At 51.1% G+C, this 26,840-nt stretch carries 28 protein-coding genes; 10 read left to right on the top strand and 18 right to left on the bottom strand.

All coding sequences use genetic code 11. The features are described from left to right. Positions 1-3 precede the first annotated feature (3 nt). Positions 4-1,194, top strand: a complete 1,191-nt coding sequence (locus tag DW896_RS09265) for a toll/interleukin-1 receptor domain-containing protein (protein WP_224200102.1) — start codon at positions 4-6, stop codon at positions 1,192-1,194. 9 nt (positions 1,195-1,203) lie between these two features. Here DW896_RS09265 and DW896_RS09260 read toward each other — a convergent pair whose 3' ends face one another. The 5 genes from DW896_RS09260 to DW896_RS09240 all read right to left on the bottom strand — a co-directional run bounded on the left by DW896_RS09260 (position 1,204) and on the right by DW896_RS09240 (position 7,999). Continuing rightward, a complete protein-coding gene (locus tag DW896_RS09260; RefSeq protein ID WP_004293594.1) occupies positions 1,204-2,529 on the bottom strand; it encodes a hypothetical protein in 1,326 nt (441 codons plus the stop codon). Beyond that, complete coding sequence (locus tag DW896_RS09255; RefSeq protein ID WP_004293595.1) at positions 2,520-3,497, bottom strand: DUF6046 domain-containing protein; 978 nt, start codon at positions 3,495-3,497, stop codon at positions 2,520-2,522. Before DW896_RS09255 ends, DW896_RS09260 begins: the two co-directional genes overlap by 10 nt. Before the next feature lie 12 nt (positions 3,498-3,509). Next, positions 3,510-7,352: a phage tail tape measure protein gene (locus DW896_RS09250; protein ID WP_119993149.1), complete on the bottom strand. Its 3,843-nt coding sequence runs from the start codon at positions 7,350-7,352 to the stop codon at positions 3,510-3,512. Positions 7,353-7,445: 93 nt separating this feature from the next. Continuing rightward, complete coding sequence (locus tag DW896_RS09245; protein ID WP_004293597.1) at positions 7,446-7,631, bottom strand: hypothetical protein; 186 nt, start codon at positions 7,629-7,631, stop codon at positions 7,446-7,448. Positions 7,632-7,642: 11 nt separating this feature from the next. Continuing rightward, positions 7,643-7,999: a hypothetical protein gene (locus DW896_RS09240; protein ID WP_008860783.1), complete on the bottom strand. Its 357-nt coding sequence runs from the start codon at positions 7,997-7,999 to the stop codon at positions 7,643-7,645. 224 nt (positions 8,000-8,223) lie between these two features. Between DW896_RS09240 and DW896_RS09235 the strand changes: the two genes are divergently transcribed. Genes DW896_RS09235 through DW896_RS09225 form a run of 3 tightly spaced genes read left to right on the top strand, consistent with a single transcriptional unit; the run spans position 8,224 to position 10,738 of the window. Beyond that, complete coding sequence (locus DW896_RS09235) at positions 8,224-9,201, top strand: hypothetical protein (protein ID WP_004303975.1); 978 nt, start codon at positions 8,224-8,226, stop codon at positions 9,199-9,201. Beyond that, entirely contained in the window at positions 9,195-9,977 is a 783-nt protein-coding gene (locus DW896_RS09230; protein WP_008142932.1) for a hypothetical protein, read from the top strand. Before DW896_RS09235 ends, DW896_RS09230 begins: the two co-directional genes overlap by 7 nt. After that, entirely contained in the window at positions 9,974-10,738 is a 765-nt protein-coding gene (locus DW896_RS09225) for a metallophosphoesterase (RefSeq protein ID WP_004293601.1), read from the top strand. The genes DW896_RS09230 and DW896_RS09225 overlap by 4 nt, the downstream gene beginning before the upstream one ends. A gap of 84 nt (positions 10,739-10,822) precedes the next feature. Here the strand turns inward: DW896_RS09225 and DW896_RS09220 are convergent, their stop codons facing one another. From DW896_RS09220 to DW896_RS09175, 10 genes are all read right to left on the bottom strand, one after another. Further along, complete coding sequence (locus DW896_RS09220; protein WP_004293602.1) at positions 10,823-11,314, bottom strand: DNA N-6-adenine-methyltransferase; 492 nt, start codon at positions 11,312-11,314, stop codon at positions 10,823-10,825. A 6-nt stretch (positions 11,315-11,320) separates the two neighbouring features. Next, positions 11,321-11,776, bottom strand: coding sequence for a hypothetical protein (locus tag DW896_RS09215; RefSeq protein ID WP_004293603.1), 456 nt, complete (start codon positions 11,774-11,776; stop codon positions 11,321-11,323). A 3-nt stretch (positions 11,777-11,779) separates the two neighbouring features. Beyond that, a complete protein-coding gene (locus DW896_RS09210; protein ID WP_004303973.1) occupies positions 11,780-13,132 on the bottom strand; it encodes a DUF2586 family protein in 1,353 nt (450 codons plus the stop codon). Beyond that, positions 13,132-13,479: a hypothetical protein gene (locus DW896_RS09205; protein WP_004293605.1), complete on the bottom strand. Its 348-nt coding sequence runs from the start codon at positions 13,477-13,479 to the stop codon at positions 13,132-13,134. Before DW896_RS09205 ends, DW896_RS09210 begins: the two co-directional genes overlap by 1 nt. A gap of 75 nt (positions 13,480-13,554) precedes the next feature. After that, on the bottom strand, positions 13,555-14,604 hold the full coding sequence (locus tag DW896_RS09200; RefSeq protein WP_004293606.1) for a hypothetical protein: 1,050 nt from the start codon (positions 14,602-14,604) through the stop codon (positions 13,555-13,557). A 126-nt stretch (positions 14,605-14,730) separates the two neighbouring features. Further along, positions 14,731-15,969, bottom strand: a complete 1,239-nt coding sequence (locus DW896_RS09195) for an ATP-dependent Clp protease proteolytic subunit (RefSeq protein ID WP_004293607.1) — start codon at positions 15,967-15,969, stop codon at positions 14,731-14,733. A 283-nt stretch (positions 15,970-16,252) separates the two neighbouring features. Beyond that, entirely contained in the window at positions 16,253-16,957 is a 705-nt protein-coding gene (locus DW896_RS09190; RefSeq protein ID WP_004303972.1) for a hypothetical protein, read from the bottom strand. After that, a complete protein-coding gene (locus tag DW896_RS09185) occupies positions 16,954-17,532 on the bottom strand; it encodes a hypothetical protein (protein ID WP_004303971.1) in 579 nt (192 codons plus the stop codon). The genes DW896_RS09190 and DW896_RS09185 overlap by 4 nt, the downstream gene beginning before the upstream one ends. Next, positions 17,513-18,148 carry a phage minor head protein gene (locus tag DW896_RS09180; protein ID WP_004303970.1) on the bottom strand — a complete coding sequence of 212 codons (636 nt, stop codon included), beginning with the start codon at positions 18,146-18,148 and terminating at the stop codon, positions 17,513-17,515. Before DW896_RS09180 ends, DW896_RS09185 begins: the two co-directional genes overlap by 20 nt. 224 nt (positions 18,149-18,372) lie before the next feature. Further along, positions 18,373-19,695: a DUF935 family protein gene (locus tag DW896_RS09175; RefSeq protein ID WP_004303969.1), complete on the bottom strand. Its 1,323-nt coding sequence runs from the start codon at positions 19,693-19,695 to the stop codon at positions 18,373-18,375. A 243-nt stretch (positions 19,696-19,938) separates the two neighbouring features. On the opposite strand from DW896_RS09175, the gene DW896_RS09170 reads away from it, so the two are divergent. The 6 genes from DW896_RS09170 to DW896_RS09145 all read left to right on the top strand — a co-directional run bounded on the left by DW896_RS09170 (position 19,939) and on the right by DW896_RS09145 (position 23,171). After that, positions 19,939-20,436: a hypothetical protein gene (locus DW896_RS09170; RefSeq protein WP_004303968.1), complete on the top strand. Its 498-nt coding sequence runs from the start codon at positions 19,939-19,941 to the stop codon at positions 20,434-20,436. Positions 20,437-20,446: 10 nt separating this feature from the next. Next, positions 20,447-20,785, top strand: coding sequence for a hypothetical protein (locus DW896_RS09165; RefSeq protein WP_004303967.1), 339 nt, complete (start codon positions 20,447-20,449; stop codon positions 20,783-20,785). Further along, positions 20,772-21,905 (top strand): phage antirepressor KilAC domain-containing protein, encoded by a 1,134-nt coding sequence (locus tag DW896_RS09160; protein WP_004303966.1) that lies wholly within the window; start codon positions 20,772-20,774, stop codon positions 21,903-21,905. The genes DW896_RS09165 and DW896_RS09160 overlap by 14 nt, the downstream gene beginning before the upstream one ends. A 2-nt stretch (positions 21,906-21,907) precedes the next feature. Continuing rightward, entirely contained in the window at positions 21,908-22,345 is a 438-nt protein-coding gene (locus DW896_RS09155) for a hypothetical protein (RefSeq protein WP_004293615.1), read from the top strand. A gap of 156 nt (positions 22,346-22,501) precedes the next feature. Beyond that, the gene (locus DW896_RS09150; RefSeq protein WP_004293616.1) at positions 22,502-22,741 is read left to right on the top strand and encodes a hypothetical protein; all 240 of its coding nucleotides are present in this window, start codon (positions 22,502-22,504) and stop codon (positions 22,739-22,741) included. Continuing rightward, the gene (locus tag DW896_RS09145) at positions 22,728-23,171 is read left to right on the top strand and encodes a hypothetical protein (protein WP_004293617.1); all 444 of its coding nucleotides are present in this window, start codon (positions 22,728-22,730) and stop codon (positions 23,169-23,171) included. The genes DW896_RS09150 and DW896_RS09145 overlap by 14 nt, the downstream gene beginning before the upstream one ends. 151 nt (positions 23,172-23,322) lie before the next feature. On the opposite strand, the gene DW896_RS09140 is transcribed toward DW896_RS09145, so the two are convergent. The 3 genes from DW896_RS09140 to DW896_RS09130 all read right to left on the bottom strand — a co-directional run bounded on the left by DW896_RS09140 (position 23,323) and on the right by DW896_RS09130 (position 26,502). After that, complete coding sequence (locus DW896_RS09140) at positions 23,323-23,955, bottom strand: RloB family protein (RefSeq protein WP_004293618.1); 633 nt, start codon at positions 23,953-23,955, stop codon at positions 23,323-23,325. Further along, the gene (locus tag DW896_RS09135; RefSeq protein ID WP_004293619.1) at positions 23,930-25,177 is read right to left on the bottom strand and encodes an ATP/GTP-binding protein; all 1,248 of its coding nucleotides are present in this window, start codon (positions 25,175-25,177) and stop codon (positions 23,930-23,932) included. The genes DW896_RS09140 and DW896_RS09135 overlap by 26 nt, the downstream gene beginning before the upstream one ends. A gap of 533 nt (positions 25,178-25,710) precedes the next feature. After that, positions 25,711-26,502, bottom strand: a complete 792-nt coding sequence (locus tag DW896_RS09130; RefSeq protein WP_004293621.1) for a hypothetical protein — start codon at positions 26,500-26,502, stop codon at positions 25,711-25,713. Positions 26,503-26,840 lie beyond the last annotated feature (338 nt).

Genomic DNA, 26,840 nt, shown 5'->3' with positions numbered 1-26,840 from the left:
CTTATGAAACAAGAAATTTTAGAATCCTATATTACATATATATTTGATTTCTTTCAAAAATCAAGATGCTTTAAAGCCGGGCAAGGTAACATGCTCAGAAATTTTAGATTTGCAGCTGAAAAGCAATTTACTCGTAATCAATTGGGTATATTGTATTTCCTGGTAAATACCCTCATTGATAATGGCTATCTCTACTTAAAAGATAGAGATTTTATAGCTCTTACGGAGAATGGTGCCGATGTTATAAATGGGGGAGAGTGTGTTATTCCTAAAATTTCCCTTGAGCGGACAATTTATGAAAAAGAGACCAGTAGATCAGATATATATGAACAGCTTTGGAATATTATCGGATCGAACAAAGAAAATGATTATGCGCCGCTGTATGTAGATGGACCATTGTTTTATAATACAATCAGGCCATATTTAACAACATTGTCGTTACCTCATACATATGGGGAATATATGGCAGAATTGCGGGAAAAGGAAGAATTTACATCAAGAATTAAATGGTATAGGACTTTATTTTTAGCTCTTGATGAGAATGATGTACAAAAATTCCTCAAAGATTTGTCTATCAAAATAAACAGGCTGCTGCTAATGAATACTCCAAAAGATGCGATACAAGAAGCTTTGAATCCTTGGGCAGATGTAGACATTCCTACAATCGATAATACGCCTCTGCCTGAAATTCTCAATAAAGTGGCGGAAGAACCAATTGTGAATAAAAACAAGCCGTTTGTGTTGATTTCGTATGCGTGGGAGGTAGAAGACAATGTCTTTATGAATTGGATTCAAACTTTCGCCAAAGATTTGCGAAGACGAGGGATTGATGCTCAAATAGACCAGTATCAACCTCATGGAACTGACTTGCCTAAATTTATGCTTGAAAGCATCCGTAAGGCAACTAAAGTTCTGTGCATTCTGACTCCAAAGTATAAAGAGAAAGCTGAATCCGGTAAAGGAGGTGCCGCTTATGAAGGGGGTATAATATCACATGAAATATATAACAATCAGGGAACCACTAAATTTATACCGGTTGTACGCAAAGGGTCTTTTGAAACTTCGACACCGGATTTCATTAGTGGAAGAAAAGGTTTTGATTGCTCTACTGACGATAAATACAATAGCGAACTTCCGAATATTATCAAGGTAATAAACGAAGAACCATTGATAGAAATTCCTCCTGTTGAATAACGGTAAATCTTATTTCCTAATTTTATACGGAATACTCAGTTGTTGCCTGTATCCACCCACCCCGAAAGTAGTCGTTACCTCTTCCACGAGGTATACGCCGTTCTTGGAAGGATTACGGTAGTCGATCAGTTCCACCTGTACGGCAGGAGACAGTCCGAAATCCCCGAATACTGTCACATTGCCGGTGATTCCGTTCAGATTGTAATTCCGAAAGTATTCCGTCGTCTCTTCTACAAGCCGGTCGGAATTGATTCCGACATGAGGTGACATATATGGTACGATGGTATATGTGGATAAATCCACCTTGGTCCTGGTCTTCGCTCCTGATGCCGTCGTGTTGCCCGTTACTTTGTGCGTCTTTTTTGAAATCTGCGTGGCATTGACCGTCTGAAACTCCTTGCTGCCCGGCGTCGCCGGGTCGTATTCAGGATTCATGCGTACTGTCACCTCAAAGAATTTTTCATCCGTCCCGAGTGCCTTGCCCGTCACCGCCAAAAACTTCGGATCGGTCTTGACCACTTTCAGGTTGCTCTGCGCCACATGCTCGTTGAAGTATATCCTGTACGGTCCTGTCGATTCATCCTCCGGGAATACCGGCTGAGCCTTGCTGGACGAATAAGGACGCCCGACGGCAATGGACGGTATGGCCCCGTCATCATCGGCATCGTATTTTAAAAAACAGTAGACCTTGTACTTCGACCATTCGGAAAGGATATCCGCTACCGTGAAGTTGTCCGTGACCTTTACCTTGCCGATATGTATCTCAAACCGCTTCGTATCCGAGTGTATCCTGAAGCCGGTATCTTTCAGGATATTATACTTGCCTTCCAGCACCTCGTTCACCGTCGTCCCTTTCGCCGGGGTCTCGAAATGAGGTGCCTGTTTCAGTTTGAGTTTGTAGGCCATATTCTCACACTGGATTTCCAGCGTGCTGTCCGAATTGTATCCGGTAATGTATCCGTCGAACATATTTTTCAGCACGCCGTTGTAGCCCAGCTTGATATTGATGCGCTGTCCGACCTTGAATGTCGTCTCGTCAACCAGACGCTGCGCGCTGCGTTTCTCGATGATGACACCGTCCTGCATCACCTCCGTCGTTATCCTCGACACGTCCTTGCCCTCCAATGTCACGTTCCCGATAATCGTGGAGCGGCATACCGACCCTTTCGGGAATATCACTTTGGCCGTTCCGATCAGCTTCTTGTAACTCTCGTTGATTTCGAGCGACTGGACTTCCGTAATCTCCACGCCGTTCTGTATCCTCATCGGATTGGATGGGTCGGCATCCCCGATGGTGATGCGACAGCAGAGGATATCCATTGCAGCTATACCCATAAACGTGTCAGTTTAAGCAACGAGGCGGGGTCGATGACCTCCGTACCGAATTTAACATACTTGATCCACTTGTTCGTGTGCTTGATGGCCGTGTCCACCTTTTCCTGTTCCGCCAGTTTCAGTTCCACGGCTTCCGATGGCTCCACGGCGACACAGTTCAGCGAATACGGCTGCACGTTCCGGCAATCCGTAGGCTGTAAGGTATAGCCCTGTATAATCAACCGTGAAATGTTGAACTGGCGCAATACCGTGTTGTCGCAATCGATGACACCCTTGTATTGTACCAGCCTGATAAACTTGGACACTTCCGCCTCGGGATACACGTCCGGGTATTTGGAGGTGATCTTGCCGTTGATGGTAATCTCGAGGTCACCCCCGGATATATATTCCTTGCGGGTATAGTCCCGCCCCTGTACCCGGGTCAGCAGGATATTGTTCCGGCTGCTGACCTGTACCTGCGGTCCCAGGTCCACGAATGTCACCAGTCCATACCGGCTGTTCGGCAAAACCTTGCACTCGCTGTTGTCATAATACTTCCCCTCCTCTGATATGGACAGTTCCAGAAAATCCGCCACTGTCCGGCCGACGATGGAATCGATATGGTTTTTCTTCTGCGCCACCGCCTGCTGTTCCCTGATGAGCTGGTAGTACTGTCCGGTCTTGTTCGCAAGGCTGGACTGCGACTGTGTCTGAAGATATTTGTCCCGCACCTGCTGTTCCCAGTATTTGAGGTATCGGGGATAGGAACGTAGCAACCCGTAAGCCGTCTGCGAGGCAACCTGTATGGCTGCCCGTTTGAGCAGGTCATGGTGCCTGGAGAAGTAATGTACCTGCCCGTCCTGCAATTCGGCAAGCCCCATGCCCAACGCCAGACGCGTGGCGTTGCTGATGTATCCGCCAAGCGAACCGTGGTTGAGTATGCCTCCGCTCAACAAAGTCGAGGCCGCGATTTGTATCAGTCTTCCCATAATCCTTTCATTTTATGCGTTCCAGGAGGCATCGAAGTCATGCACGACATCGATGAGCGCCTGTGCCAGTTGTTCTTTCAGGTTCTGTATCTCTTCCGTCTGCCCCTCCTTCGACTTCATCAGGTCGATGGTCCTGACACTGAGCAGGCTCTCTATGTTCACGATGACCTGTTTAGGTGCCGCCGAGGACAACCGCCCCGTGCCGGAATAGTTGCCGCCGGCCCCTCCGTCATCCAGATGCGTGTTGGTAATCGGGTTGGCAGCAAACGGACGTGTATCGTTGGAATCCGGTTCGTTGCCGTACTGGTCGGGAGTGAAGCCCGCCACGCGGAGGATGTTCTCGGCTGCCTCCGCCGAACCTCCGAAAGTCTGCCGGAGCGATGAAAAGAACTTCACGAGTGTCGTATGTGCCAGCTTGCGATGCGCGATGTTGTCTATACGCTGCGCATCGGTGGCGTTCTGCCCCAGTGCCCGCTGTTTCCATAGCCCGTTTTCGTCCTGCTCGAATCCCCAGGCCCTGAACTGGTCAAAGTCGAACCCTCCCTTACGCATCAGCTCATGCGCATTGGCGGCACTCGATATGGCATTCCGATAAGCGGTGGCGGCACGCACAATCTCCGGAACGGTCTGCGTGTTCATGTACCGGGCATAGTCGTATGTGCGGGCGGCAACCGCTTCCGACCTGTCCCCGATATCATTCACATAGACGGCCTTGCCATCCTGCATACGCCACAAAGACTTGTCGAGATCCTTCTCCTGTTGCCCGAAACGCTCCTTTACCGTCTTGAGGAAAGCGTCCACTTCCAATACCGTACCCATCTTCCCGAACTCGGCGTACGCGGCATCGATACGTGTCTGGCTGTCGCGTTTGGCAAGGGTGACAAGCGCATCCCTTATGTCATCCTGACGGGCTTTGTCCATGTTATACACATGGTCTCGCGATACCATCCCCTCCGATGAAGCGATGGCAAATTCCCCCAAGAACCCGGCCCACCAGTTGGATGTGAAGGCTCCGATTTTATGTCCCGAAGCCTCTTCGATACTTTTGCCGGCAACGACCTCGTCCACGGCACGCTTTGTCTTGACAGCCATGTTATAGGTCTCGCTCAGGGAGGAGTAAAGTGCCTCTATGGACGGATAACGGTACTTGCGGTTCGATTCGATCTCTTCCAGTACGGCATCCTTCGCCTCCTTTATCTTCCAGGTCTTGTAAGCCACCCATCCCAAAGTCCCGACCAATGCGGCTATACCTGCCGTGGCGGCAACCGCGCCTGTACTGATGGCACTCAACGAGGCGGCAGCACCGGTCAGTCCGCTGCCGGTAGCCACCTGTGTGGCAAACAGCGACTGCAGGACTCCTTTGGCTCCGATGACACCGCCCCCGGCCATCAAGGCGCGGTTCATCGCTCCCCGTCCCGCCACGCCTGCGGACTGCATGGCCGACACGATGGCCCGCTTCTGGGCAAACGAAACCTTACCGATACCACCCGCCCCCAGCAGCCCCTGCACGACACTGATTGATGTCGTGGCCGCAGACTGTTTGCCGATAAACCCCATGGCGATGCCGATATTCGTCAGGGCTCCCGCCACCTTGAACAGCCGGGTCGCGACAACGCCTGTAAAGACAAGCGGTTCTATCCAATGGAAATTGCGGGTCACCCATGCGCCGATATTGCCGATCACGGTGAAGATGTCCAACAAGGCATTCCCGATGGACACCAGGCCACGGGTAAATTCCGGAGCCTTGAACTTTGCCAGAAAAGTGCGGAGCACAGTGCGGATAGAGGGTTCCAACACCTCGTATGCCTGCATGAACCCTTCGGTCAGCTGGGAGGTCACCTGCGCCCACAATCCCTTGGTCGTATTCTGCTTTACCAATGCCAGTTCTGAGGAAACGCCCTGGGACCCCCGGTTATATGAAGTCAGTTCTCGTAGTTTGTCGTAGTTCTTCAGGAACATCATCGCCGCGTTACCGCCAATTTTCCCGAAGATTGCCTGGACATCCGCCATCGACGCGCCCTTCTTGTTCAATTCCTCGAAAATGTCCGCTATAGGACGGAGTTTCTCGACCTGCACCCCCTCGATGTCGCGCATTTCCGTGAACCGGATGCCCAGGCGGTCCAGAACTTCCTGTGCCTCCTTGGTAGGTTTGGCAAAACGTGTGGAAAGAGCACGCAACGAGGTTCCCGCCAGCGTTCCCTTCAGACCCATATTGCCCAAAAGACCGATGGCGGCACTGCTTTCCGTGAAGTCCACGCCCGCCATACGCAGGTAACCGGCAGCCATCTTGTATGACTCCGCCATCTCCACGATATTCACATTCGAGCGGGAAATGGTGGAGGAGATAATGTCCGCCACGCTGTCCATGCTGTCGTTATGGATATCATAACCGGCCATGATGTTCGTGGCCAGGTCGGCGATATACGACACGTCGTTGTCACCGATAAGTGCCAGGTTCGTGATCGGGCGGATGGACTTGTTGATTGTCTCGATATTCATGCCCGCCATCGACAGGTATTTGACGGCACCGGCAATCTCCACGGCTGTGTATTTCGTGTCGATGCCGATTTTACGGACATGACGGGCCATACTGTCAAAACGGGTCTCGAATGTCTTGAGGTCGCTGTCCGCCACACGGAGGATGGAATGTGCCGATTCCATGATGTTGGAATAGTCGATGGCCTTCGTCAGTTCCGAACGGATCAGGCTGTAACCCATATAGGCATTGAGCATCGAAGCGAACGGGAGGTTCCTGAGTGACGGCGCTTTCGAATACTGGATACGGTTGATGGCGGCACGGCGTTTACTGCGGTAGAGCGTACCGGCTGCAGTATGTTCCCGCTGCATGAGCCTGACGGACTGCATCGCATTGCGCTGTTCCTGCCGTCTTGCAGCCTGCTCGGCCTTTATACGTTCCGTTTCTGCCTTACGGCGTGCCTGTTCTGCCTGCCGGCGTATTTTCTCCGCAGCACGGGCGGCATTCTTGCACTCCCGTTCTTTAGCCCGCGCTTCATCGGCACGCCGCTTTTCCGCCGCGGCGGTTTCTGCCAGAGCCGCCTTACGGTGCTGGTCTGCGGTAAAGAGCTCCTCCGCGTGGACCAGTTTCTGGCGATGCAGCTGCTGTCCTGCATAAAGCCGTTCCATCAGTTTTTGCCGGGCCTTTTCGGGCATTACGAAGGCCTGCGGAGCATATGGCACCGGAACGGAAGGTGTGAGTCCTTCGGATGGTATGCCTCCCTGCATGTTGAAAGAAATGACAGAAGCACTTTTGATACGACCCAATAGGGAAAGTATCTGCTGCAACCTGTTTTCCGCCGTCCCGGTCTTGATTTGCAGTTCCCGGTCACGTTCCATGGAAACCAGGGCGGAGTTGATTTTCCCGATGGCTTTGGTAATGCGTTTCTGCGCGTCTGCCATCGTGCCAACGGACGAGGCGGCATTCTTTTCGATCTCCGCTTTGCGCATCTCGGCAGCCTTTTTCTCGTAAAGGCTTTTGGCGTTGGCCTTGATTTTCTTGCTGTCCAAAGCCTGACCGGCATTGATGGTCAGGCTGATGCCTTTGGAAAGCGTGGAAATATCCGTGAGTAACCCCTTGATACGTTCCAGCTTCTCTTCGCTTTTTTTCGTATCGATGGTCAGGCGGTAATCGAAATTACGTTTCTTGCCGTTCTTGGTGCGGAACACGCGGTCTATCTCGTCCATCATATTCTTGATGTTCGTGACGGCCGGAGTCAGGGACGCTTTCGCCTGTACCAGCTTGCCTACCGCCTCACCGAAGGCGATAACCTGCTTGGTGCCCTGAGAGGCATCCACGTTGATGGAGTAGTTGACCTGATAGTTCTGTTCCTGAGCCATGGTAATGGGTACTGCGTTAAAAGAATAGTCTTTCCGCAAGGGCGGAGATTATGAAACGAAGGCCGCCGCAAACCGGAAGCTTACGGCGGCAGGTCAAGGAGTCCTCTCCGGCAATGACATCGGAACGGGCATACGGCTGATGAGCATCTGCTCGTGCAGCCACAACGCCTCTTCGGAAAGCATCGCGAACTCCTCGTCGGAAATCGTGTCGAGGTTGACGCCGGGAAAGTAGTGGCGGACATAGATCATCCGCTGGCGGATGCGCTGCTCGTCGGTCACTACCCACCGGCTTATAAGTTTACCAGGACACTCTGGCGGGTGGTGATCAGCTCGGAAAGCTGTCCCATCAGACCGAACAGGAAGAGCGACTCGTCGTCCACGAGTTCCTTATCTCCGTCCACGAAGCAGTCGCGGGCCAACGTGCGCATGGCGATTACCTCGTCCTTTTTGGAAGCGGCCATGAATTTGCTGAACTGCGGAAAGCTCGGTTCGGACATGTAGGCCACATAAATCTCTTTCTCGCCGTTTGCGGTGTCTCCGAAAACGACCATCGGACAAATCTTGCGGAGTTTCTTCTCCTCTTTCAGTTTGAGGGCTTTTTCCTTGATCTTGATCTCCTGTTCCAATGAAAGCATTTTTTCGTCCATATCGAATTTGTTTTGATTCACCGAAAGAGTAGGACAAAGAATCGTGGAAAGGTTGAAGACACGGTTCTTATTCACTTGTAATCCATATGTTATACAAAAAACTTCTTTGCTCCTGATATTCCCAGATCAGTCTTTAAAGGAAATTTCGCTGAATATATTTCATATATTTCTTTGATATATAGTATATAATCGTTAATTTTGCATATTCTCAAACATAAATGATTATGTGCAAAATAGATGATTTTATAGATGTGACAAGCCGGTACATCGCTGAATTGCTTGATTTGAGGGCGGACATCAGGCCGGTCGAAAAGGATGTCTTGCATACATTCCCAGCCAATATTACTGCCGGTTATACATTTTGTACGGCTAACTTGTTGGGGCATGACGTAGTTCTTCTGTATAGTGCAGACAGTTCTGCATATACTCCGGGGCAGATGCGGAAACAAAAAGAACTGGTTGAGCGAAAAGCCCAATGCCCGGTAATATTTGTATTGCGTACAGTGGCGGCCTATAATGTACGGCGTCTTGTCAGACATCGTGTAAATTTCATCATACCGCAAAAGCAAATGTTCATACCGGATTTGTTGATAGATTTGAAACCGCATAAAAATAATATCGGGGGAGGTGAAGAAACGCAGATTCCTGCAATTGCCCAATGCATAATCCTTTATCATCTTGAAGTAAAGTCTCTCGAAGGGAAAGGAACTTATGATATTGCAGATCTTTTCAACGTGTCGTATGCCAATGTAAACCGGGCGGTCAGATGGCTGAAAGATAAAGAAGTTATCGCTTTATCCGGCGGCAAGACAAAGAGTATGATATTTCAGTTCAAAAAGCGTGAATTATGGGACAGGATGTTGCCGTTCCTGGCGAACCCCATCGAGCGGATTGTATATACCGATAGTCTGCCTGATGAAGTATTTTGTATTAGTGGAGTAAATGCCTTGTCGGAATATTCAATGCTGAACAAGGAAAAAAATGACACTTATGCCATTGCAAAAGAAGAAGCTCGACGGTTGCAAATCCGGACAGACAAGGAATATGGCGAGACCCGCATAGAGATATGGCGTTACAATCCATGTTTTTTCTCAAAAAACGGCATTGTAGACAAATTGTCTTTATTTCTGGCCATGAAGGATATGGATGATGAACGCATTCAAATAGAATTGGAAACTATGATAAATAATATGATATGGTAAGAGGAATTGATAAATTCAGGGAGTTTTTCACCGGATATGAAGGAAACTATGTCATCATAGGTGGTACTGCCTGTGAAATGCATGAAGAAATATATGCACAAACTCCAAGGGCGACCAAGGACATAGACATTATACTGATTGTGGAGGCGCTGTCTTCGGATTTTGCTGCAAAATTCTGGGAGTTTGTAAAAACCGCAGGGTACAGACAAAGGAATAAGGGAACCGGGAACGGGGAATGCAGGCATGAATATTACAGGTTCAAGGAACCGGGAAATCCGGATTTCCCGTATCAGATAGAACTCTTTTCACGAAATATCGGGGTTGTCAAATTCCCGGACGATGCCCACATTACCCCCATTCCGGTTGATGATGACCTGTCAAGTCTGTCAGCCATTTTGATGGATGATGACTATTATTATTATACCATTGAACACAGCACGTTGGAGGAGGGCGTACATATTGCGAACATTGAAAGTCTTATCTGTCTGAAATGCAGGGCCTATTTAGAAATGACCGAGCGGAAAAGCAATGGAGAACAAGTGGACAGCAAACATATCGTCAAGCACAAGAAAGATGTATTCCGGCTGGTTGCCATGCTTGCTCCTGCCGACACCTACGAAGTTCCTGATTCGCTTAAACAAGATGTTGACAGGTTTTGCCTGGCTGTCAAAGAAGAAGTGCCAAACTCTGATTTTTTCAAATCGGCAGGACTTAAAAGCATTTCCGGAGAACAGTTATTGGAACAACTTGAAGCCAATTTCATAACACAACAATGAGAATCCAATACGCATCCGACCTGCATCTCGAGTTTCGGGAGAACAGCAGTTTTTTGAAGCACAACCCGCTGGCTGTTGCCGGAGAAGTGCTTGTCCTTGCCGGAGATATAGGATATATCGGAGATGAGAACTACTCCAGACATCCGTTCTGGGACTGGGCTTCCGGAAATTACAGCCGGGTCATCGTGGTTCCCGGAAACCACGAGTTTTACAAGATGTTCGACATAGACAAGCTGTATAACGGCTGGTCGCTCAAAATCAGGGAAAACATCACCTGCCACTATAATGCCGTTATCCCATTGGGTAACGATATAGAATTGATCGCTACCACACTGTGGTCACATATCCTGTTGCAGGATGCCTATGAAACTGAGGCAGCCATCACAGATTTCCGCAGGATGCGTTACGGCAGCGAACCGCTGGACTGGACAAGGTTCAATGACGAACATTCGCGCTGTTTCCGTTTTCTGGAACAGAGCGTAAAACAAAGTACTGCCAGACATCTCATTGTCGCCACTCATCATGTACCGTCATTCGAACTGATGGCGCCGGAGTTCAAGGGCAGTCCGCTCAATGGGGCATTTACCGTGGAGCTTGGCGGTTTCATTGCAGACAGCCCGATTGAATACTGGATATATGGCCACTCGCACCGCAATATCAATAAGGTCATCGGAAACACCCGGTGCATATGCAACCAGTTGGGCTATGTGTTCAGTAACGAGCATACGTCATTCGATAAGGAAGCGCATATTTCGATTTAAGTCTGCCATACATAAATCCCGTCTGTCAGCCAAGGTCAATATCCGGCAAACAGACGGGTTATTATGTAACAAATTTATGGTTGACTATTGAAGTCGTGGCTTCACCAACTTCCCGTCGATACCGCATGTTTCCAGAACCGCGGTATTTTCTTTGTTGAAGGCGATCAGGCATGACGGCGCTCCGGCCGTACCACCCTGTTCCCCCGTAACATGGTAAAAACTGAGCCGTCCCTTGATAAAGAGTATTGAATCGGCGTTTGGGAATATCAGTTCGTGGAACAGGCGCGTGTCCGTGCGGGCAAAAGTGAGCGCGACGGCATTCCTGTGTTCGACACACCTGCGGATAAACCGGACAATCAGTGCAGTGTCATAGGGAGGATTGCAGAACACACGTCCGAACCAGGGTTGTTGCAGGCCGTCATCCTCAATGGTATAGTGATGTCGCGCCGTATCCCATGGGCGGTTTACGGGCGAACACGGATCCAAATCGAACGGCCCCAGCCTCCGAAGCAGGCAGGGAGGCGTGAGCCATTCGTTCTTTCCGGTAGAAGATTTCCCCTCGAAAGTTACATCCATGACAGCTTAGATTGTATCACCCGAGCCGATTTGGATATCGAACGGGTTGAGATCGAATTCATGGGTGATATTGGTATCATCCTGCTGTGACTCGAGACAATCCTCCGTGAAGATGCAACCTTTGAGCGTTACGGTCGTCGTTGTCCAGTCCTCGCCGGCCATCGGGTTGGCAAAGCTGATAATCAGGTCGAACTCGCCGATTTCGAGCAGCGAGCCGTACACCGAACGCAACAGCTGTTGCGTGGCATAGTCCATCGTGATGCTCGCCGTATAGGTAATGTTCCCGAACCCCCTCGACACCGGCCGTCCTCCCATGCCGTAGTTACTTTCGACCTTGCGCTTCTTCGACCATTTGATGGCCGACACGCCTTCAAGGGTCGTGGAACCTTCATCGATTCCCAGGGCGGTCGATGACAGGGTTATCATCGACCACGAGTATGCTACATTGTTGATTATTGCCATATGCTATGTCTTATTTGCGGTTAATGACAGTCCTTCCTCTACATAAATCTTCACGGCCACGCCCACCGGGACAAGGACATAGGAGATGCGCAGCGTGTCGTCCACCAACACGTTCTGGTTCGGGTCGATAGTGACGGCGTATCCTGAAATTTCCTGCGCCGCCTGCATCTTGGCCAGTATATCCCCGATGAGTGTCTTGAAAGCTGTAATCTTCGACGGGGCGAGGAACCCGGTTGAAGGATTGACCATCAGCGGTGAGTTCACATACGGCAGCAGGGCTGCACGCACGGCACGGCGGCTCTTGTTGATGGTGCGGTTCCGGGCAATGGTACGGAAATCCCCATGTGAGCATGTCTGGTCTTTCGAGATGTAGATCCCGTTCTCGCGGCCGGCATACTTGATGGGAAAAATATACCCCTTATCGTCGAGTTCGTCCAGCAGTGACGGGGAGAGTGACTCGTACCGGTTCAGGCTGAGGAAGTTCTCCTCTGCCTCGTCGAGGTTGATGTCCCCGAACCCCAACTCTATTTCCTGGAAATCGTCCGCGAAGAGATTGAACTGCTTGACCCATGCGATGGATTCGTGCACGTTGGCCTTTGCTATGGCTCCCATAACCGCTCCCAAAAATCCCACGGGCGTATGGTTCCTGTTGCACATCTGCATCGTGGAGATCTTTTCGTGATGCGCCTGGCCGAATATACAGCTGATACGGCTTGATTCACAGATGCATGAAGGTATTTTATTCAGGTCAATCTGACGCCCCTCAGTCGTATCCGCCCCCGTATTGGAAGGATTGGCGGAAAGGATGAGCGAGAGCGGCTGGTTCTGCTCCGCAAGCCCCACGGCCACGTCGTTGAGCCCCTTTACCAGATTGAGGTTGTATTGTTCCGATGCGCCGTTCGCTTTCCACAGCGGCTGTTCCGTCCATATGCCTATCTGGTTGATCATACCCCCGGCAGCACGCTGCATGATTTCCAGCGCATCCCAGTTCGCCGAACAGTCCGCGAACATCACGTAGAGTTTTCCTGAACCGCCCGGATTGCCGGACATGCGGAAAAATTCACGGATATGGTATGCCGGGATGCCGTGCAGGAAATTGACATTCATCTCCTCCTCGTCGGTTGCCTCCACACGTTCGATGATACCGAAGTCGTTCACGGCGGACTTGAACGAGGTGATGTAGCAGACATCGCCAGGCTTGAGCCTGGTCTCATTGGTTTTACCATACCCCTCCGTGAAAAGCGTCGGCTGGAGGGACACGTCGAACAGCAGTCCCGTCACCTTCTCGCCCGACGAGCCGGTATCGTAAGGAATATTGCCGTCCACATCCTTGATAAATACATTACCGAGTGCCATTATGATTTCTTTTTAAGTTCGTTGTAGAAAGGATTCCTGTAGAGTACGGCCTTGCCCCTGATGGCGGCCGCCGTGTCCGGCGCATAGGTTCCTCCGTGCGTGTCGATGTACAGCGACGGATATGCCGGGAACTTTTTCAACAGGGACAGGATGTGAGGCTCTGTCGTCTCCTCCGACCCTGCATTCCCTTTCCCCGCGGTCTTGGCCGGCAGCCTGTCTTCAGTCTCGCCGCCTGTCCCGAGGTTTTCCGATGCCGTTTCCGGAACGGGCACCGCCTGAGCCTCCGGTGCAGGAATATTATTGTTGTCTGTCTGCGGAGTTTCCTCCGTGTTGATTTTCTTTGCCATAACAGTAGAATGAAAATGGGGAACGGGGCCTTGCCTCCGCTCCCCGGGTGGATATTGAGAATGAAGAAAGGTGTGTTATTCGCTCTTCTTGTAGGCGGTATGGACCACGATCTCCGCCGGGCGGACGATGTTCACGTCCATTTTCATGCGCATCTGGAAAAAGAACAGCTCGGAGTTGGCCTGCAGACGGTCGATTTTCAGGATGTCCGTGTCGTTCGCGTAATCCACCCCCATCCACAGGTTGGAGTCCATGCCGGTGGAGAACTCGCCGAGCACCATCGTGTGTTCGGGGATTCCCACGACCGGGACGATGCGCTTGCCCTTGAAGCGATAGCGGTTGACCTCGGTATTCTCGGAATACTTGACCTGCTTGTCCGAGATATATTGGTCATACGCGTCCCAGGCGTCCCATCCGACCACAAAGGTCAGAGATGTCTTCTTTCGGATCTGCTTCGGACATTTCCTCCACATCGCATAGAGCGCCGCCTCCACCGCGGCCCCGTCCGTCAGCTCGGTCGTTCCCGAAATGATGCACTGCCCTCCGGCAACCACCTCGGCATCGGAGGAGTTCACATTGTCGAGGATCCGTTTGATGACCCCGTCAAAATATTTCTCCTTGTTGGCTCCGATTTTCGTGCAGCCTTCCGGTGCGGTAATCTTGGCCACCGTCTCTCCTCCGCGGGCGGAAGTCCAGATGGCGTTTCCGATATACTCGTTTTTCTTGTCCATAAGGAGACGGAGCATCGTCGCCTGGATTTTCGGGTCGAGCTCGCGGAACACGAGATTGCCTTCCGGCTGCGCGAAACGCCAGTACTTCTCGTAGTCCCTCGGGTTAAACTCGAGATAGACCATAAAATCGGACGGCTCAAGATGGCGTTCGGTGAACTGGTACTCGTTCGTGCCGTCATCGCCCTTGGCTCCGTGGATGGGTTGTGGGGTCGGCACGTTGTCCTGGATAATGTTGCCCAGCTTGATGGCAGGAAGCGTATAGCGGTGCTGGATGCCCGTCTTGATATGAATCAGTCCCTCGCGGACTGTATCATTGCCCTGCACGGTATAGGTCAGCAAGTCCTCAAGTACTTCGCCGCTATACCCGTTTTGAAGAAAGTTTACTGTATCAGCCATTGTCGTTTTAAGTTTTCCGTTGAAGAATGAAACTCGGCCGACTGGCGGATACCTGCTGTTTCCGCGCGAGACACTGCGGTCTCCGGCATGTCAGTTAAAATCGGGCGGACGCCCGCGGATAGTCTGTCAGAGCTTTCGGAACTTGAAATCCGCACCGACCACTTCCGCCACCTTCTCGGCCATCAGCTGTTCGGCGGTCTTTGTCGCTTCCGCCGTGGCCTGGATGTTGGCAGGGTCATCGGCGATTTCCTTCGAGATTTTCTCCCGCGCGGGAATGGAAGCCAGCGTGCTTTCCGCCAACTCGAAGTTGGAACCGGCCATCTCCACCCACTGCGTTTTCGCCTCACGGTCAATCTTGCCTTCTGCAATGGCATTCTCCACCAATGTCTCGATACGGGAAGCCTGCTCGTCCTTCTCTTTCTGCTCGTAGGCGGAAAGGCGTGCCGTCGCTGCGGCCAGGTCTGTCTGCAAGTTCCGGATGGAGGCGTCTTTTCCGGCGATGACGGTCTGCGCGTCGCTCAGTGATTTCTGTATTTCTCTGTATTTGGGTTCCATCGCGGCCAGTTCAGAGATACGTGCCATCACGTCCTTGACCTCACCGTCCTTCATGCCCAGCGAGGCTGCAATCGCCCCGTACTCAAAGCCTTGTGTCTTGTTTTCGTTTGCCATATCGTTTTCCGTTTCTGTAAGAGTAGGTTCAATGCCTTTGAAAGGTTTATTTCCCGCGCTGACACGGCTCATCAGTTCCTGGATGGCGGCCGTATCGGTCAATCCTTCTATCTCGTCATGCACTTTACGGCAAAGCTGCTTCGAGGTATGGATGACATGCTCCGCAGGTATGATGCCGGCCTTGACGGCAGCCTGTGCGTCGAAATAGGTCCCGTCCTTTCCTGCCTGTCCGTCCATGATGGCCCGCACATGCTCCGCTTTCAGGCCGAACCGTTTCCGGTAAATCGTCTCGATCTGTTTGGTAAAAGCCGTTACCATGTCCGACGGTTCCCCTCCGTCATCGTCCGGCAACATCGGGTTATGAATCATCAGTATGGCATAATCACGCATGAGAGAACGCTTGCCCGCCGCCCAGATGATGGAGGCCATCGATGCCGCGACCCCTTCGATGATACATTCCGTATCCACCGTGGCATTGGCGATGGTGGAATAGGTGGACATGCCGTAAAGGACACTGCCGCCCTCCGAGTTGATCAACACACGGATACAGGAGGGACGGATGATATTTTCCAAAAAGTCGAACTCGTCATTGAAACGTGAGGTCGTCTCTTCCGTCACGCGACCGAAGAAACGGATAACAGCCGGCTGGCCTGCCTTCGCCTCTCCGACGACATATTGAAGTGTGTTCATATCCATATGCAAGGGTTATTTGAACAAGAGTAGGCGGTGGGAAAAGAAAAGGTTTTGCACTGCTATTTATGGAAGTGGAAATATGAGAATCCATCCATTTATGGAAATGCGATTATCTTTACAGTATAATAGATTGTTCAAATTACAGACCGGTTGCAACTATTTGTATCAAGACCGGCATGCTGAACATTCTAAATTCAGCAAGTACAGAAAATGTATCATGAGTCTTGTATTATCTGCTGATTCATGTCTGTTTATACGCAGTGCGGATAAATCTCCTGCATGGATTTCAATTTTTCGATCCGGTATCCGAAAAACCAGATACTTCGTCATGTTCCGGACGCGGATGGAAGCCGTGTCCGCCGCTGTCATGTTGCGGCGCATCGCTGTGTTGGGTGAACGGGGGCATGACCACATACCTTTTTACCCAGTCCCTGTATTTCCACGCGGAAGATTCCCTGAACCATACCTCGTAGTCTATCCAGTACGCCTGCAACATATTGGTTGAAAGCGGCATGTCGAAATAGGTCAGGTTGCACCGCTCGCTCAGCGCCGGCTCATGGTTCTTGGCATCCTGTATGGCTACATTGAGCCGCTGGAAGACCAGAAACGCCTCGCATTCCTTGTCTTCGTCCGCATTGTTGAGCGTATTCAGGATAAACCGCACGCGCATGGTGGCGCGTCCCTCACCGATACGCTGTTGCTGTACCAGGTACCTCACGTTGATAAAGTGGATGAACACGGCAGGGAACACAGTCTCATACTCCGTGTTATCGTCACGAACAATGCGGGCGAACTGGCCGTTGTCGATAGCGACGGTTTTGAACAGGGGCGGCGACAACGGGTCGTCCGGATTCTCCCGCAGGGTCAGGACAGCCCGCTTAACGGCCCGGTATATCTCCACGAAAGGGTTCGCGGAAACTTCTTCAGGCAGGCTCTCCGCCGGTGCCGACGGTTGTGCGGGCTGTGGTGCGGGGTGTTTGTCTTTTATCATAGCGGCTGGTGTGGAAATCCTTTAAAAATCATATCTATGAAATGGACGGCGATATAGTCGTCCGTTTTCGGTGAGAATCCGATGAACTGCCGGTGTACGGGACGGCGCGTGGAATACTGGTTTACCGTGTACAGCCCGAACTTCGGATCGGTATTGTGTATGGCGGCATAATGCCCGTAACGCTCCTTGCTGCGTCCCCGCTTGCCCTTGACTGGAAAGCTCTTTTCCGTAGTCCACATGCAATACCTGGCGCCTTTCCGGAAGATGCGCGTACGGTCCGAACGCCGTCCCACTATGTCTGTCCGGCCGGCTTCCGACTGTATGCTCCGGGCCAGAGTCCCCGTATCGTTCATGAGAGGATGGGTGAACCTCTTTCCCCATTTGGAGGTACGAGGCGCCCATTTGCTACCGTTGAATCCCCCCGAAGCGAATGAGGACAGGAACTGCTGCCTGGTATAGTCACCGGCAGCAGTTGCGAAGTCGAATACGTTGAACTCTAGCCGGCTGGCCATGACGCGCGTACTGGTCCTGCTTACCCAGTGGCTGCAAAACTCATCAAGCGTTATCTTGGGCATAGGCGAACTTTCCTTTAATGCGTTTCACAATATCATTCATGTAACCCGGAAGCGGGACGGAGAAATAGCGGTGCGCATCGGAAAAGATACGCCCGCCGGTTGCCAGGCTCTCCCGGAAGACCGGATCCACCTTTTCCAGATAGTCTCCCTTATCCGGCAAAGCCGCCCGGACAGCGGCGAACCCCTCCGCGACCAGAAAGCAGCGGCATCCCCATTCGATCGGCGGTATCAGTTCCGGAGGAAACTCGGATTTGCGGAAGGAAATCCCTTCCAATGAAAGATGCCAGGCACGTACCCGTTCATCGCCTTGTGTCATGTAGGTAAGCACGGTATCCATATCCACCGCCATCCACCATGCGGCCATCGAGGCCGCGAAGAATACCTGGTTGTTCTCTTCCTCCGCATGGACGAGGTTATACCTGCGGCATATCTTTTCGTGTGCTTCCATGTCCTGTTCATCCGCTGTCTCGGGCAGTTCCCCGAGCATGGAATACTCCTCTGCCGCGGCAAAATCCACCAGGTTGTCTATGGCTGCAATCAGGATGTCACGCTGCTGCCGTTCCCTCTCTGTTGTAAAGGAGTTGTGATTTTTCAGTATCTCCAATGCCCGGTCCATGTCGATTCGCAGACCTGTCAGCGCACGGTCTATGAGGAAAGAGGCACGCAGGGTGATGATGTCCTCTATAATGTCGAGACGTTCCGCGCTGTTCTCCCAATAGAGGATCAGCCTGCGGAATGCATCGAAAATGACACGATACTCCTTTTCCGTATCGGATTCCGTGGTTGCAGATGCCCTGACAGCTCTGAACGGAGCGTTGTCCGGGAGCGGAAGACGGGCTTCTATTCCGCTCCCCGCAGAAAATTTCCGACCTTCGCCCCCCGGGGGCGTCCGTAACGCCGGAAATACTCCTCGTCCGACATGATGCCCCGGTCGTTGTGGCTGAGACCGGATGAGCCGCCTTCGGCTCCGAAACCTAATCCCGGGATAACATTGAGCTGCCGGCCCACATTGATACCGAACTCTTTCTCGATCTCATCGGCCGCCACTTCATATTTGTCCGTGATCAGCGAATAGAGCTTGATGCGGTCCTCGTTGCTCATCTCTATCCGGTTCGAATACCGGAACTCCAATCCTCCGGGGATATACCCGATAGCCACCAGGCGGGGGATTATCTCCTCGTTCATGATGTTTTCGATATACCGACGGTAGACTTCGATACGGTCGCGGAAAATGTCCTGGTGTGCTTTCGTGGAACCCACGTACGACTGCATCCCTCCGGCCATCGACTCGGAGCCGAGCACGAGGTTGGCAACTTCCTTGTTCACAAACTCGATAAGCCCGGTATATATCTTTTCCGAGTTGGACATGGTGAATGTCTTGATATCGACCTCGTCCTCAATGCCGGTAACCACCACCTTGTTCTGTGCCGCGTTGGCTATCTCGTTAGCCAGCCTCTTGCGGTCGGCGTTGCTCTCGCTGACCGTCTTTCCGTGGATAATCGGCTGTCCGTAAGTATGGGAAAAGTTCACATAGTTGGCCACCGTGAATTTCTTGGCCAGTATCAAAGGGGTCGTGGCGGAAAAAAGTCCCAAGTCGCCGGAGTTTACCAGTACATAACAACGGTAATATGCCGGGTCATGTAAATCCCAATGCGGCTCCCACAGTCCCTGCCGCTTCAGTACCGTTTTCTGGTCCGGTAACACATTACGCCGTTCGATGATGTTGACTTCCGCCAGCCTGCCCGTTCTGGGGTCAGTATGCGGCATGATTTCAAGCAGGGTGTACCCGTAGAGTTTGGATTCCACTATGCCCTTGATTATCTTGTCGAACTGCGAACCCTGTATCTTCAGGGAGTTCGCCACGTCCTTGATGTATTTTCCCTTTTCGTTTACACGGGCAAGCATATAGCGGTCGCCGAGAATCTGGCTTTCCAGTGTCTCGACAACGGAACGTATATGAGCGTCCTGTTGCAGGCAGGCTTCATACAGGTCAATGAGCCGGGCGCGGTCATCGAGAATATATCCCGAACCGGTATCCTGACGACATGAACGGTAGCGGTTGTTGCGCTCGATTTCGCGAACATACTCCTGAATTGTCTTTTTGGAGGTCTTAAAAATACTCTCCAAGAGTTCCCCGTTAAATGATTTGTCCGATGTAGCCATAATTTTTTTGTTTCTTGTTCAAAGAGTAGAGACAATCCTCAAGAGAGGTTTTTACGGCTAAAAGAATATATGGAGAACGGGACTCTTAATGCTTGATTTACAAACCGAAATATGCAACTTAAATATATAGATATTTCGGTTTTATTTGCGTTGTAAATATCTTATTATCAGTAATTAACAATTTATTAAAAGTGTAATTTATGTATATATTTATAGTGTATTTCATATTAAAAAGATATATCTTTGCACCACGTTAGATACAAATCCAAGAACAATGAAAAAGAGAACATGAAAGAAGAAAAGATTCCCTGCCGGATAATCCGGTACAGGGAGTTCCCCGATCTGCTTTTCGGAACGTTACGGGAAGACGGACCGGTCTATTTCGACGCGACACGCTTCATCCAGGCCAAAGGAGATGCACGCCGGCATAATGTCCGTGATTTCCGTGTCGCTTTCCATCACTGGGCAACGGCGTTGGCAGACGCCTACGGAATAGACAGGGAAAAGATGATCATCCGTGACGAGGCGTCGGGACACCTGTTAATTGATGAATGTCTGGCTCTATTATTTGTCGTTTACATCGATCCCGCGTTCGGTGTCTACCTTCTGGAGCGCGTGGACGAACTGCTGTCCGGTGGATTTACGGTTTCAGACACTTGGCTGGTACAGGCTGCCGGTCTTAGATTTACAAAGGAGGAATTAACGCAAATTTTAGAACAACATGAGACGCAGCACATTTAAACGACCCAAGATGGTGCTCATCTTCAACGGGGCACAGGTTCTTGTAGCGGTCACGCGCTCGCTGCACAGCGCGGCGGAATTGACAAAAGGCAACTTGCAGGCTATCTCATTCTGTTGCACGGGCAAGTATGTATGCAGCGGCGGACTCTATTTCAGGCATCTGCATCCGGATGTGGAAATCGAGCTGGCCGACCTCGGCACACTGATGCTGAAAGATTATGACGCCCTTTGCGGCGAGAAACGCACGTACTATCCGGTGCGCAAGATGGCACATAAGAGAGCCTTGCTTGAAAACAAACGTAAGTCTGATAACCAAAAGAAAGGAGGAAATACCTATGAGGGAAAATAGGAATGTTCCGTTCCGGGACTGGAACATAAGGGTTTCCCGGAACCATAACGGCCAGCTCCATATCTGCGCCGTGGATATATGCGATATACTCAAGCGGGACGAACTGCTTGAAAACGGCGCCATCGCCCGTGTTTGCCCGACGGCATTGAAAATCAGTTTCCGGAAAAACGGCAGGGAACAGTGGGGTTTCCGTCCCATCGATATGCGTCGGCTTTTACAACTGGTACGCAAGGAGACTATTATACCCCGTGACCTGCTTGATGAATTGGAAGTGTGGGGCAACAAGCTTCTGGAACTGGAAGCCGGGGAGCTGCACGCCGTCCCGCAGGACGACATCGTCATGCACTTCGAGGAAGGGTTCCCCGTCACGTTCCGGCGTGTCGGCGACAAGCTGATGGTCAACGCCACGCAGATCACGATGCACTTCGGGAAAATCCCGTCTGAATGGCTACGCATCGCTTCCACGGATATGCTCCGCAGGGAAATGGCCGGCAACGGACATACCGGGAAATACGAGTCGCAAGTCTTCACCACACGGGGGCGGGGGCACGGTGCGACCTGGTTGGAATCACCGCTTGTCATACCGTTGGCCAGATGGATCGCCCCTGACCTGTCTTTGGCGGAATGGTTGGGCGAGGCTATCGGCAAACTCTCCGTGAAACGAGGGAAGACAATCGTACGCGAACGCCCCAGGGTGGCGGCACCCGGTCTGCCCTGTATGGATTGTCCCATGCCGCAGGATATGGAATCGGCGACGAGACTGATTCTGGAACTGCGGAAGGTGGTGAGTGAATCCCTGCCGAAAATCGTATTCTACGAGGAGTTTATCGAGAACAGGGACTGGTTCAAGAGCACGCGCATCGCTGACGAACTCGGCATATCGCCGCGACAGTTGCACCAGTTCCTTGCCGAAGAGGGCATCTGCAAGTACGAGAAGCGGCAATGGGTGGTCTTTCCTTCCTGCCGGGCCTGGCAATGCGATGTGCCTTACACGTGGGAGAACAGCCGGGGCAAGGTATATACTTTCGGATCCACCAAACGATGGACACAGGCCGGACGGGAGTGTATCATAGAACTGTGGCGCAAGAGGAACCCTGAATACTGCCCACCGGGTGCATAGCGATGGAAACGGCATTACAGCGGATCATCCGCAAGACAGGAAGACGGCCGGTAGAGTGCCGTTGCCGTCTGTGCAGGCAGCAATGCCGGATACCGTGCCTCGGTACGCCGGAAGACATCCTCCGGTTGCTGAAAGCCGGATACAGGGAGCGTCTTGCACCCACTCGGTGGGCGGTAGGCCTGCTGTTAGGAAAAATCCCGTATATCGTGCCGATGGTACAGGCGAAACAGGAAGCAGGCGGGTGCACATTCTTTCAGGACGGACTGTGTGAACTGCATGCGGCAGGGCTCAAGCCCACTGAAGGCAGGTTGTCGCACCATACCATCACCATGGAGAACCTGAAGTTCGGAATGTCGCTCTCGTGGAACGTGGCCAAAGAATGGCTGGACGAGCGGAACTTCGACACGATACGGGAGATTGTCCGGATAATGGGAAAATAGATGAGGGACGGTTTCATGAATGAAGTATCAGTATAACCGGTTGATTCCTCCTTTGCCGATTTCATGGAACCGCCTCTTATTAATTCATACCATTTGCAAACAGTTCGTATTAGTCGCGGCTATCCTTTATCAGGAAAACATTTAAACGCGAATGATATGAAACTGAAAAGCAGAATGACCGTCGGGGAGATGTCGGAACACCTGACGGAACATACCGGCAAGTTCGCCAACCGCGTATCCGTGGGGCGTTACGCCAAAAAACTGGGATACGCCGTGTATAAACCGATGATAAACGGCAGGATATGCCAGTTCTATGTCAATCCGTCGATTAAGGATGACGGGGAAGCGGAAACATTACGGACGAACGAACGCGAAAACGGACATGAAAGGGAATGACGACAAAAGGCAACACGTGATACCGTTTATGAAATGCTTCACCGGGCTGGTCGGCGCGTTCACCCCGGAAGAGGTCATCTTCATGCTGTACATGGCAGACCGTACACGCCTGCGTGAAAAAGGTTACGACACCTTGCGCAGCAAGCGGTACTACATGGAGAACATGGAGATGGGTTCGCGGATTTTCGACAAGTGCGTGGAAAAGACAACGCGTATGGGATTGCTTGAACGGGTGCCGGTCAGCGGGATGTACGATTACCTGTGGCACATGGATTCCTACAACCGGCTTGTAGGGATATTGGCGGAACTTGGAAATCCTTTTTCTACCAGGGCATTCTGTCATCGGATGTTCGATGTGGAAAAAAGGACCGTGGCATCCGTCTCTGACGAAGAGGTCAGCCAATGGAAAGAGAGACACCGAAAAGTTTGAGCGTATCTGTCCACGGAACGTAAATGAATAAAAACAGACGGCATCGTTGTGATTTGCCGTCTGTTTTTGTGTTTTTGCGACATAAAATCCGATAAAACCGGAAGGAGGTGGTAGCCGGGTACAATATTATCCGGGCAAACGACAGAATATGCTAAATATACTTATTCAGTTCTTCCACAAGAAGATGCACCGTTGTCGAAGATTCCGCCTGTGCCGGCGGTATTCCCTCCATTCGGCGCAATACGGCTTTTGCGTTCGTGATGGCCTGAGCCTGTTTACCGCCCAGCTCCCTGAAAACACGACCGCCTGTACCGGCTTCCTTGTTGTAGGAGAAGCCCAACAAGCCGGATAGCTTTGTTTCATATTGATTTCTGTGCATCGGGCCTTGTACCAGGTTATAGTGCAGCAAGAACCAATACTCGAAAGCCTGGTTGCTGTATGCCACCCTCATGCCACCGGCTTCCGCCATACCGATAGCCCGGTTGAAATCCCGATCGGGAAAGTCATCCTTGTCAAATACCACCCAGCACTGGTCATACTCGCGTCCTTTCTTCCGCTCTTCTTCTTTCATCCGTAAAGCCTTTTGGACAAGACCTACCGTATTGAGTCCCTGGCCTACCGCTTTAATATTGGCGGAAGTCAGGCGAAATGCATTGAAATAATCCGGTTCCGTATTTACCCCCTCGCAGATGATCAGGAAGGATTGTTTGACCTCACGGACAAAACTGATACGCCTGAGTGTCCGTGCCGCGCGTGGATCACGCTTGTTCGTCCGTGCTGCCATATTCTTCCTCCCTCAGGTCAAATAACCGTTCAAACTGGCCGATGACAGGGATACCGCCATATTTCCCCATCAGGTACTCCTTTTCGAAAGGTGCACTGTTGCGAACCTTGTATTCCGCCAACGAATAGAGTTCCGAGGCTCCAAACGAATCTTTCTGCGTAAACCAGATCTGATCCCTGCGGAACAGGCTTGCATTAAGCAGGTTGGTGTCATGTGTCGTGAAAATCAACTGTGCATTCCTGGGATTTGTCACTCTGGAATTGAACAGCCCGATGATGCGACTGGTCAACAGAGGGTGCATTTTCGAGTCGAACTCGTCGACAACCAGCCTTTTGCCATGATCCAACGCGTCGATTATAGGATAAGCCAGCGAGAAGTATTTGATCGTACCCTCCGACTCGTTTACGCGGAACGGGAAAGTGACCGTCTTCGTGGCGTTGCCCTCCTCGTCATATTGCTGGTGTGAACTGATGACTGTATTGTCAACCTTGCGTATGTCGTCGATTCCGAAGTCTGCAAACCGGGCAAACTCCACAATACGCCTTTTCATGGACGGATCATCGATCTGGGCTATCGCCATTTCCCAAATCCGCTCGTCGCTGCTGCCAAGAACAATCGTGGTGTTGGCCAACCATCCCATGATTTCCACCGAGACGCTTTCGTTGAACTGTGCTGCCACGGAAAGAAGCAGCGCATTGTCGCGCACCATTTTTTTGGCGACAACCTCTTTGCCGACCGAAAATTTGGGATGCAGTTCATACTCATCGCCGTCACGCAGGAACAGTTCCACCTCCTTTGCCTTGCGCTTGTTGCCCTTTTGATAAAGCCACTCCCGGTGTACACGTTTTTCATCGACTTCGAACCCATAGCGGTATTGGACCGTTTCGTCGGCAAAGACCGCCTCAAAATAACTGGGCTCCTGTTCCGTCCTCCGGTTGAGACGGAAACTTTCCACCCGTATGCTTTCGCCGGACTGCACGCCTTTGGAGGAATTGATGACAAACCATTTGAAGAAATCGAGCGCTTTGACCAGATTCGATTTCCCGCTGGCATTGGCCCCGTAGATGACCGCACTCTTCAGCAAAGAGAGGTTCGTTCCTTCAAGCTCAAAAACAATCTCATCGGACCGGGTCTGTTTTTCTTTCAGCGCGGAAGCAGCCAAAGACAAGGTCGCCGGCTCCTTGAACGAAAGGAAATTTTCGACTGTGAACTGAATAATCATATTATATCGCAGTTATATGTAAGTTTTATGCAAATATAGGGGATATTTTTCATATATAGATGTTTTATCGGATCTCTTTTTGCGGTTATTTTCCTGCACGTGAAAATCAGACCGTTTTCGTTCTTGCAATGCTGCCCTGCAAAAGGCGACTGTAATTTTCCGAAGCGGCAACATCGGCTTGCGATTCATGCTCCCGATAGTGGAATTTGGGTGGAAAGACGCGGAATTCGCCACATCTTTCCCTTCAATGTGGTACAAATGTACCGTGTATCTGACAGGAGGGGTGTTACAAATGTAGCAACAATACTATAAGTAGTATTATACAAGAAGAAAGAAGAAAGATGTACTTTTTTCTTTGACGCAAAGAAAAAAGATACCAAAAAAGAAACAAATCATGACAGACGGCACGCCGTCTGTTTTTGTTTTTTTTGAACCGGAAAGTGTTGAAAACGGATAAGATGAGGATTAAAGGACCACTTCCTCCCCAGATACAAGAGAGAGAAACAGAACGAATACCTTATACCGTCACCCTCTTACCGTCTGGCATCCTTGTCGCGGTTCAGCCTTACGACAGAGCGCACGCAGTCACGTACCAGTTCGGCATCCCTCCGCTCCATGAAATAGTTCCCGCATTCCAACCGTTTCCTGTCCGCCGGCCTGTTGTTGTCCCTGCATTCACGGATTTCCAGTATGTCATTCAGGTAATAGTACTTGTCACCGCGTCTGACACGTGTTGCCAGCCGTTCGAGTTCCTTCAGCCGTCCGTTCCATGCAAGCCCTTTCTGGCGTAGAGCATCGGAAAGCCTGCTACGGCCACTGGTTCCGATAGGCAGTATCTGGAGATTCACCGCGTACCCGACTGTTTCATGCAGGGAATAGCGCAGGCTCCCGTCTTCGTCCAGCAGGCAATACAGCACAACACGTCCTTTTGCGTCGATTTCCTTGAAAGCCCCCAGTATTACATGCTCATCCAGGATACTGAGTTTTACCAACTGTCCGTCTTTGGGAGCATAGAGAGATTCCGAACATACACCCCGGCGCTTGTCCCATGCAAGATGGCCTTCGTTCAGCAGGCGTTGGAGGGCAATCTTTTGCTCTGCGCTCGCTTCCCGGCAATCATTCAGAAACATGACCGCGTCATCGGTAACGAGTTCTCTGCCCGCAGTCATCCTTACCGGAACCGACACGCAATTACCCGTGACATCTCCCACAAGTCCGGTTTCCGATGTCCCACCGTTGAAGACGACCATTCCCTTGCGAATGGACGACCCTCCCGTGCTGTCTTTCGGAATACTCCCGATTTTCTTCTTATGATATGATTCCATTCTTTCGATTCTTTATCCAGATATTTCCTGTAACAGCAAAATGCCATACTTCATACATAAGTGGATACAATACGGCAAATATACGTATAATTCACCAAAAAGGCAGGTGACTGAACCCCATTTCTTCTGCATTTCCACGGTTTCCTGTATAAAGTCACAAAAACCGTACAAATAAGTCGGAATCCATGTGGATAGCTTCGTTCTGTATATTCTATATGATTAAGGAACAAAACATTACAAGATTGTCCGATTGTGAAAAGCATATCCGAACATACTGAATGACAGGAATACACATCCTCCTTTTCCGTCGTCCAATCCGGTTAAGAACAGTCAATATA

The sequence above is a fragment of the Bacteroides sp. AM41-16 genome, from assembly GCF_003603495.1.
In the GTDB taxonomy this organism is placed as follows: Bacteria; Bacteroidota; Bacteroidia; order Bacteroidales; family Bacteroidaceae; genus Bacteroides; species Bacteroides uniformis.
This window is presented reverse-complemented; position numbering and strand designations above follow the sequence as displayed.

Bases quoted from the DNA above. Each gene is read 5' to 3' on its own strand.
- DW896_RS09150 (WP_004293616.1), top strand. From the start codon at position 22,502: ATGAAACTGAAAAGCAGAATGACCGTCGGGGAGATGTCGGAACACCTG.
- DW896_RS09145 (WP_004293617.1), top strand. From the start codon at position 22,728: ATGAAAGGGAATGACGACAAAAGGCAACACGTGATACCGTTTATGAAA.
- DW896_RS09180 (WP_004303970.1), bottom strand. From the start codon at position 18,148: ATGGACCGGGCATTGGAGATACTGAAAAATCACAACTCCTTTACAACA.
- DW896_RS09175 (WP_004303969.1), bottom strand. From the start codon at position 19,695: ATGGCTACATCGGACAAATCATTTAACGGGGAACTCTTGGAGAGTATT.
- DW896_RS09205 (WP_004293605.1), bottom strand. From the start codon at position 13,479: ATGGCAAAGAAAATCAACACGGAGGAAACTCCGCAGACAGACAACAAT.
- DW896_RS09230 (WP_008142932.1), top strand. From the start codon at position 9,195: ATGGTAAGAGGAATTGATAAATTCAGGGAGTTTTTCACCGGATATGAA.
- DW896_RS09140 (WP_004293618.1), bottom strand. From the start codon at position 23,955: ATGGCAGCACGGACGAACAAGCGTGATCCACGCGCGGCACGGACACTC.
- DW896_RS09135 (WP_004293619.1), bottom strand. From the start codon at position 25,177: ATGATTATTCAGTTCACAGTCGAAAATTTCCTTTCGTTCAAGGAGCCG.
- DW896_RS09220 (WP_004293602.1), bottom strand. From the start codon at position 11,314: ATGGATGTAACTTTCGAGGGGAAATCTTCTACCGGAAAGAACGAATGG.
- DW896_RS09250 (WP_119993149.1), bottom strand. From the start codon at position 7,352: ATGGCTCAGGAACAGAACTATCAGGTCAACTACTCCATCAACGTGGAT.
- DW896_RS09235 (WP_004303975.1), top strand. From the start codon at position 8,224: ATGTGCAAAATAGATGATTTTATAGATGTGACAAGCCGGTACATCGCT.
- DW896_RS09225 (WP_004293601.1), top strand. From the start codon at position 9,974: ATGAGAATCCAATACGCATCCGACCTGCATCTCGAGTTTCGGGAGAAC.
- DW896_RS09195 (WP_004293607.1), bottom strand. From the start codon at position 15,969: ATGGATATGAACACACTTCAATATGTCGTCGGAGAGGCGAAGGCAGGC.
- DW896_RS09155 (WP_004293615.1), top strand. From the start codon at position 21,908: ATGGAAACGGCATTACAGCGGATCATCCGCAAGACAGGAAGACGGCCG.
- DW896_RS09165 (WP_004303967.1), top strand. From the start codon at position 20,447: ATGGTGCTCATCTTCAACGGGGCACAGGTTCTTGTAGCGGTCACGCGC.
- DW896_RS09210 (WP_004303973.1), bottom strand. From the start codon at position 13,132: ATGGCACTCGGTAATGTATTTATCAAGGATGTGGACGGCAATATTCCT.
- DW896_RS09260 (WP_004293594.1), bottom strand. From the start codon at position 2,529: ATGGGTATAGCTGCAATGGATATCCTCTGCTGTCGCATCACCATCGGG.
- DW896_RS09255 (WP_004293595.1), bottom strand. From the start codon at position 3,497: ATGGGAAGACTGATACAAATCGCGGCCTCGACTTTGTTGAGCGGAGGC.
- DW896_RS09190 (WP_004303972.1), bottom strand. From the start codon at position 16,957: ATGATAAAAGACAAACACCCCGCACCACAGCCCGCACAACCGTCGGCA.
- DW896_RS09265 (WP_224200102.1), top strand. From the start codon at position 4: ATGAAACAAGAAATTTTAGAATCCTATATTACATATATATTTGATTTC.
- DW896_RS09185 (WP_004303971.1), bottom strand. From the start codon at position 17,532: ATGCCCAAGATAACGCTTGATGAGTTTTGCAGCCACTGGGTAAGCAGG.
- DW896_RS09160 (WP_004303966.1), top strand. From the start codon at position 20,772: ATGAGGGAAAATAGGAATGTTCCGTTCCGGGACTGGAACATAAGGGTT.
- DW896_RS09215 (WP_004293603.1), bottom strand. From the start codon at position 11,776: ATGGCAATAATCAACAATGTAGCATACTCGTGGTCGATGATAACCCTG.
- DW896_RS09240 (WP_008860783.1), bottom strand. From the start codon at position 7,999: ATGGACGAAAAAATGCTTTCATTGGAACAGGAGATCAAGATCAAGGAA.
- DW896_RS09130 (WP_004293621.1), bottom strand. From the start codon at position 26,502: ATGGAATCATATCATAAGAAGAAAATCGGGAGTATTCCGAAAGACAGC.
- DW896_RS09200 (WP_004293606.1), bottom strand. From the start codon at position 14,604: ATGGCTGATACAGTAAACTTTCTTCAAAACGGGTATAGCGGCGAAGTA.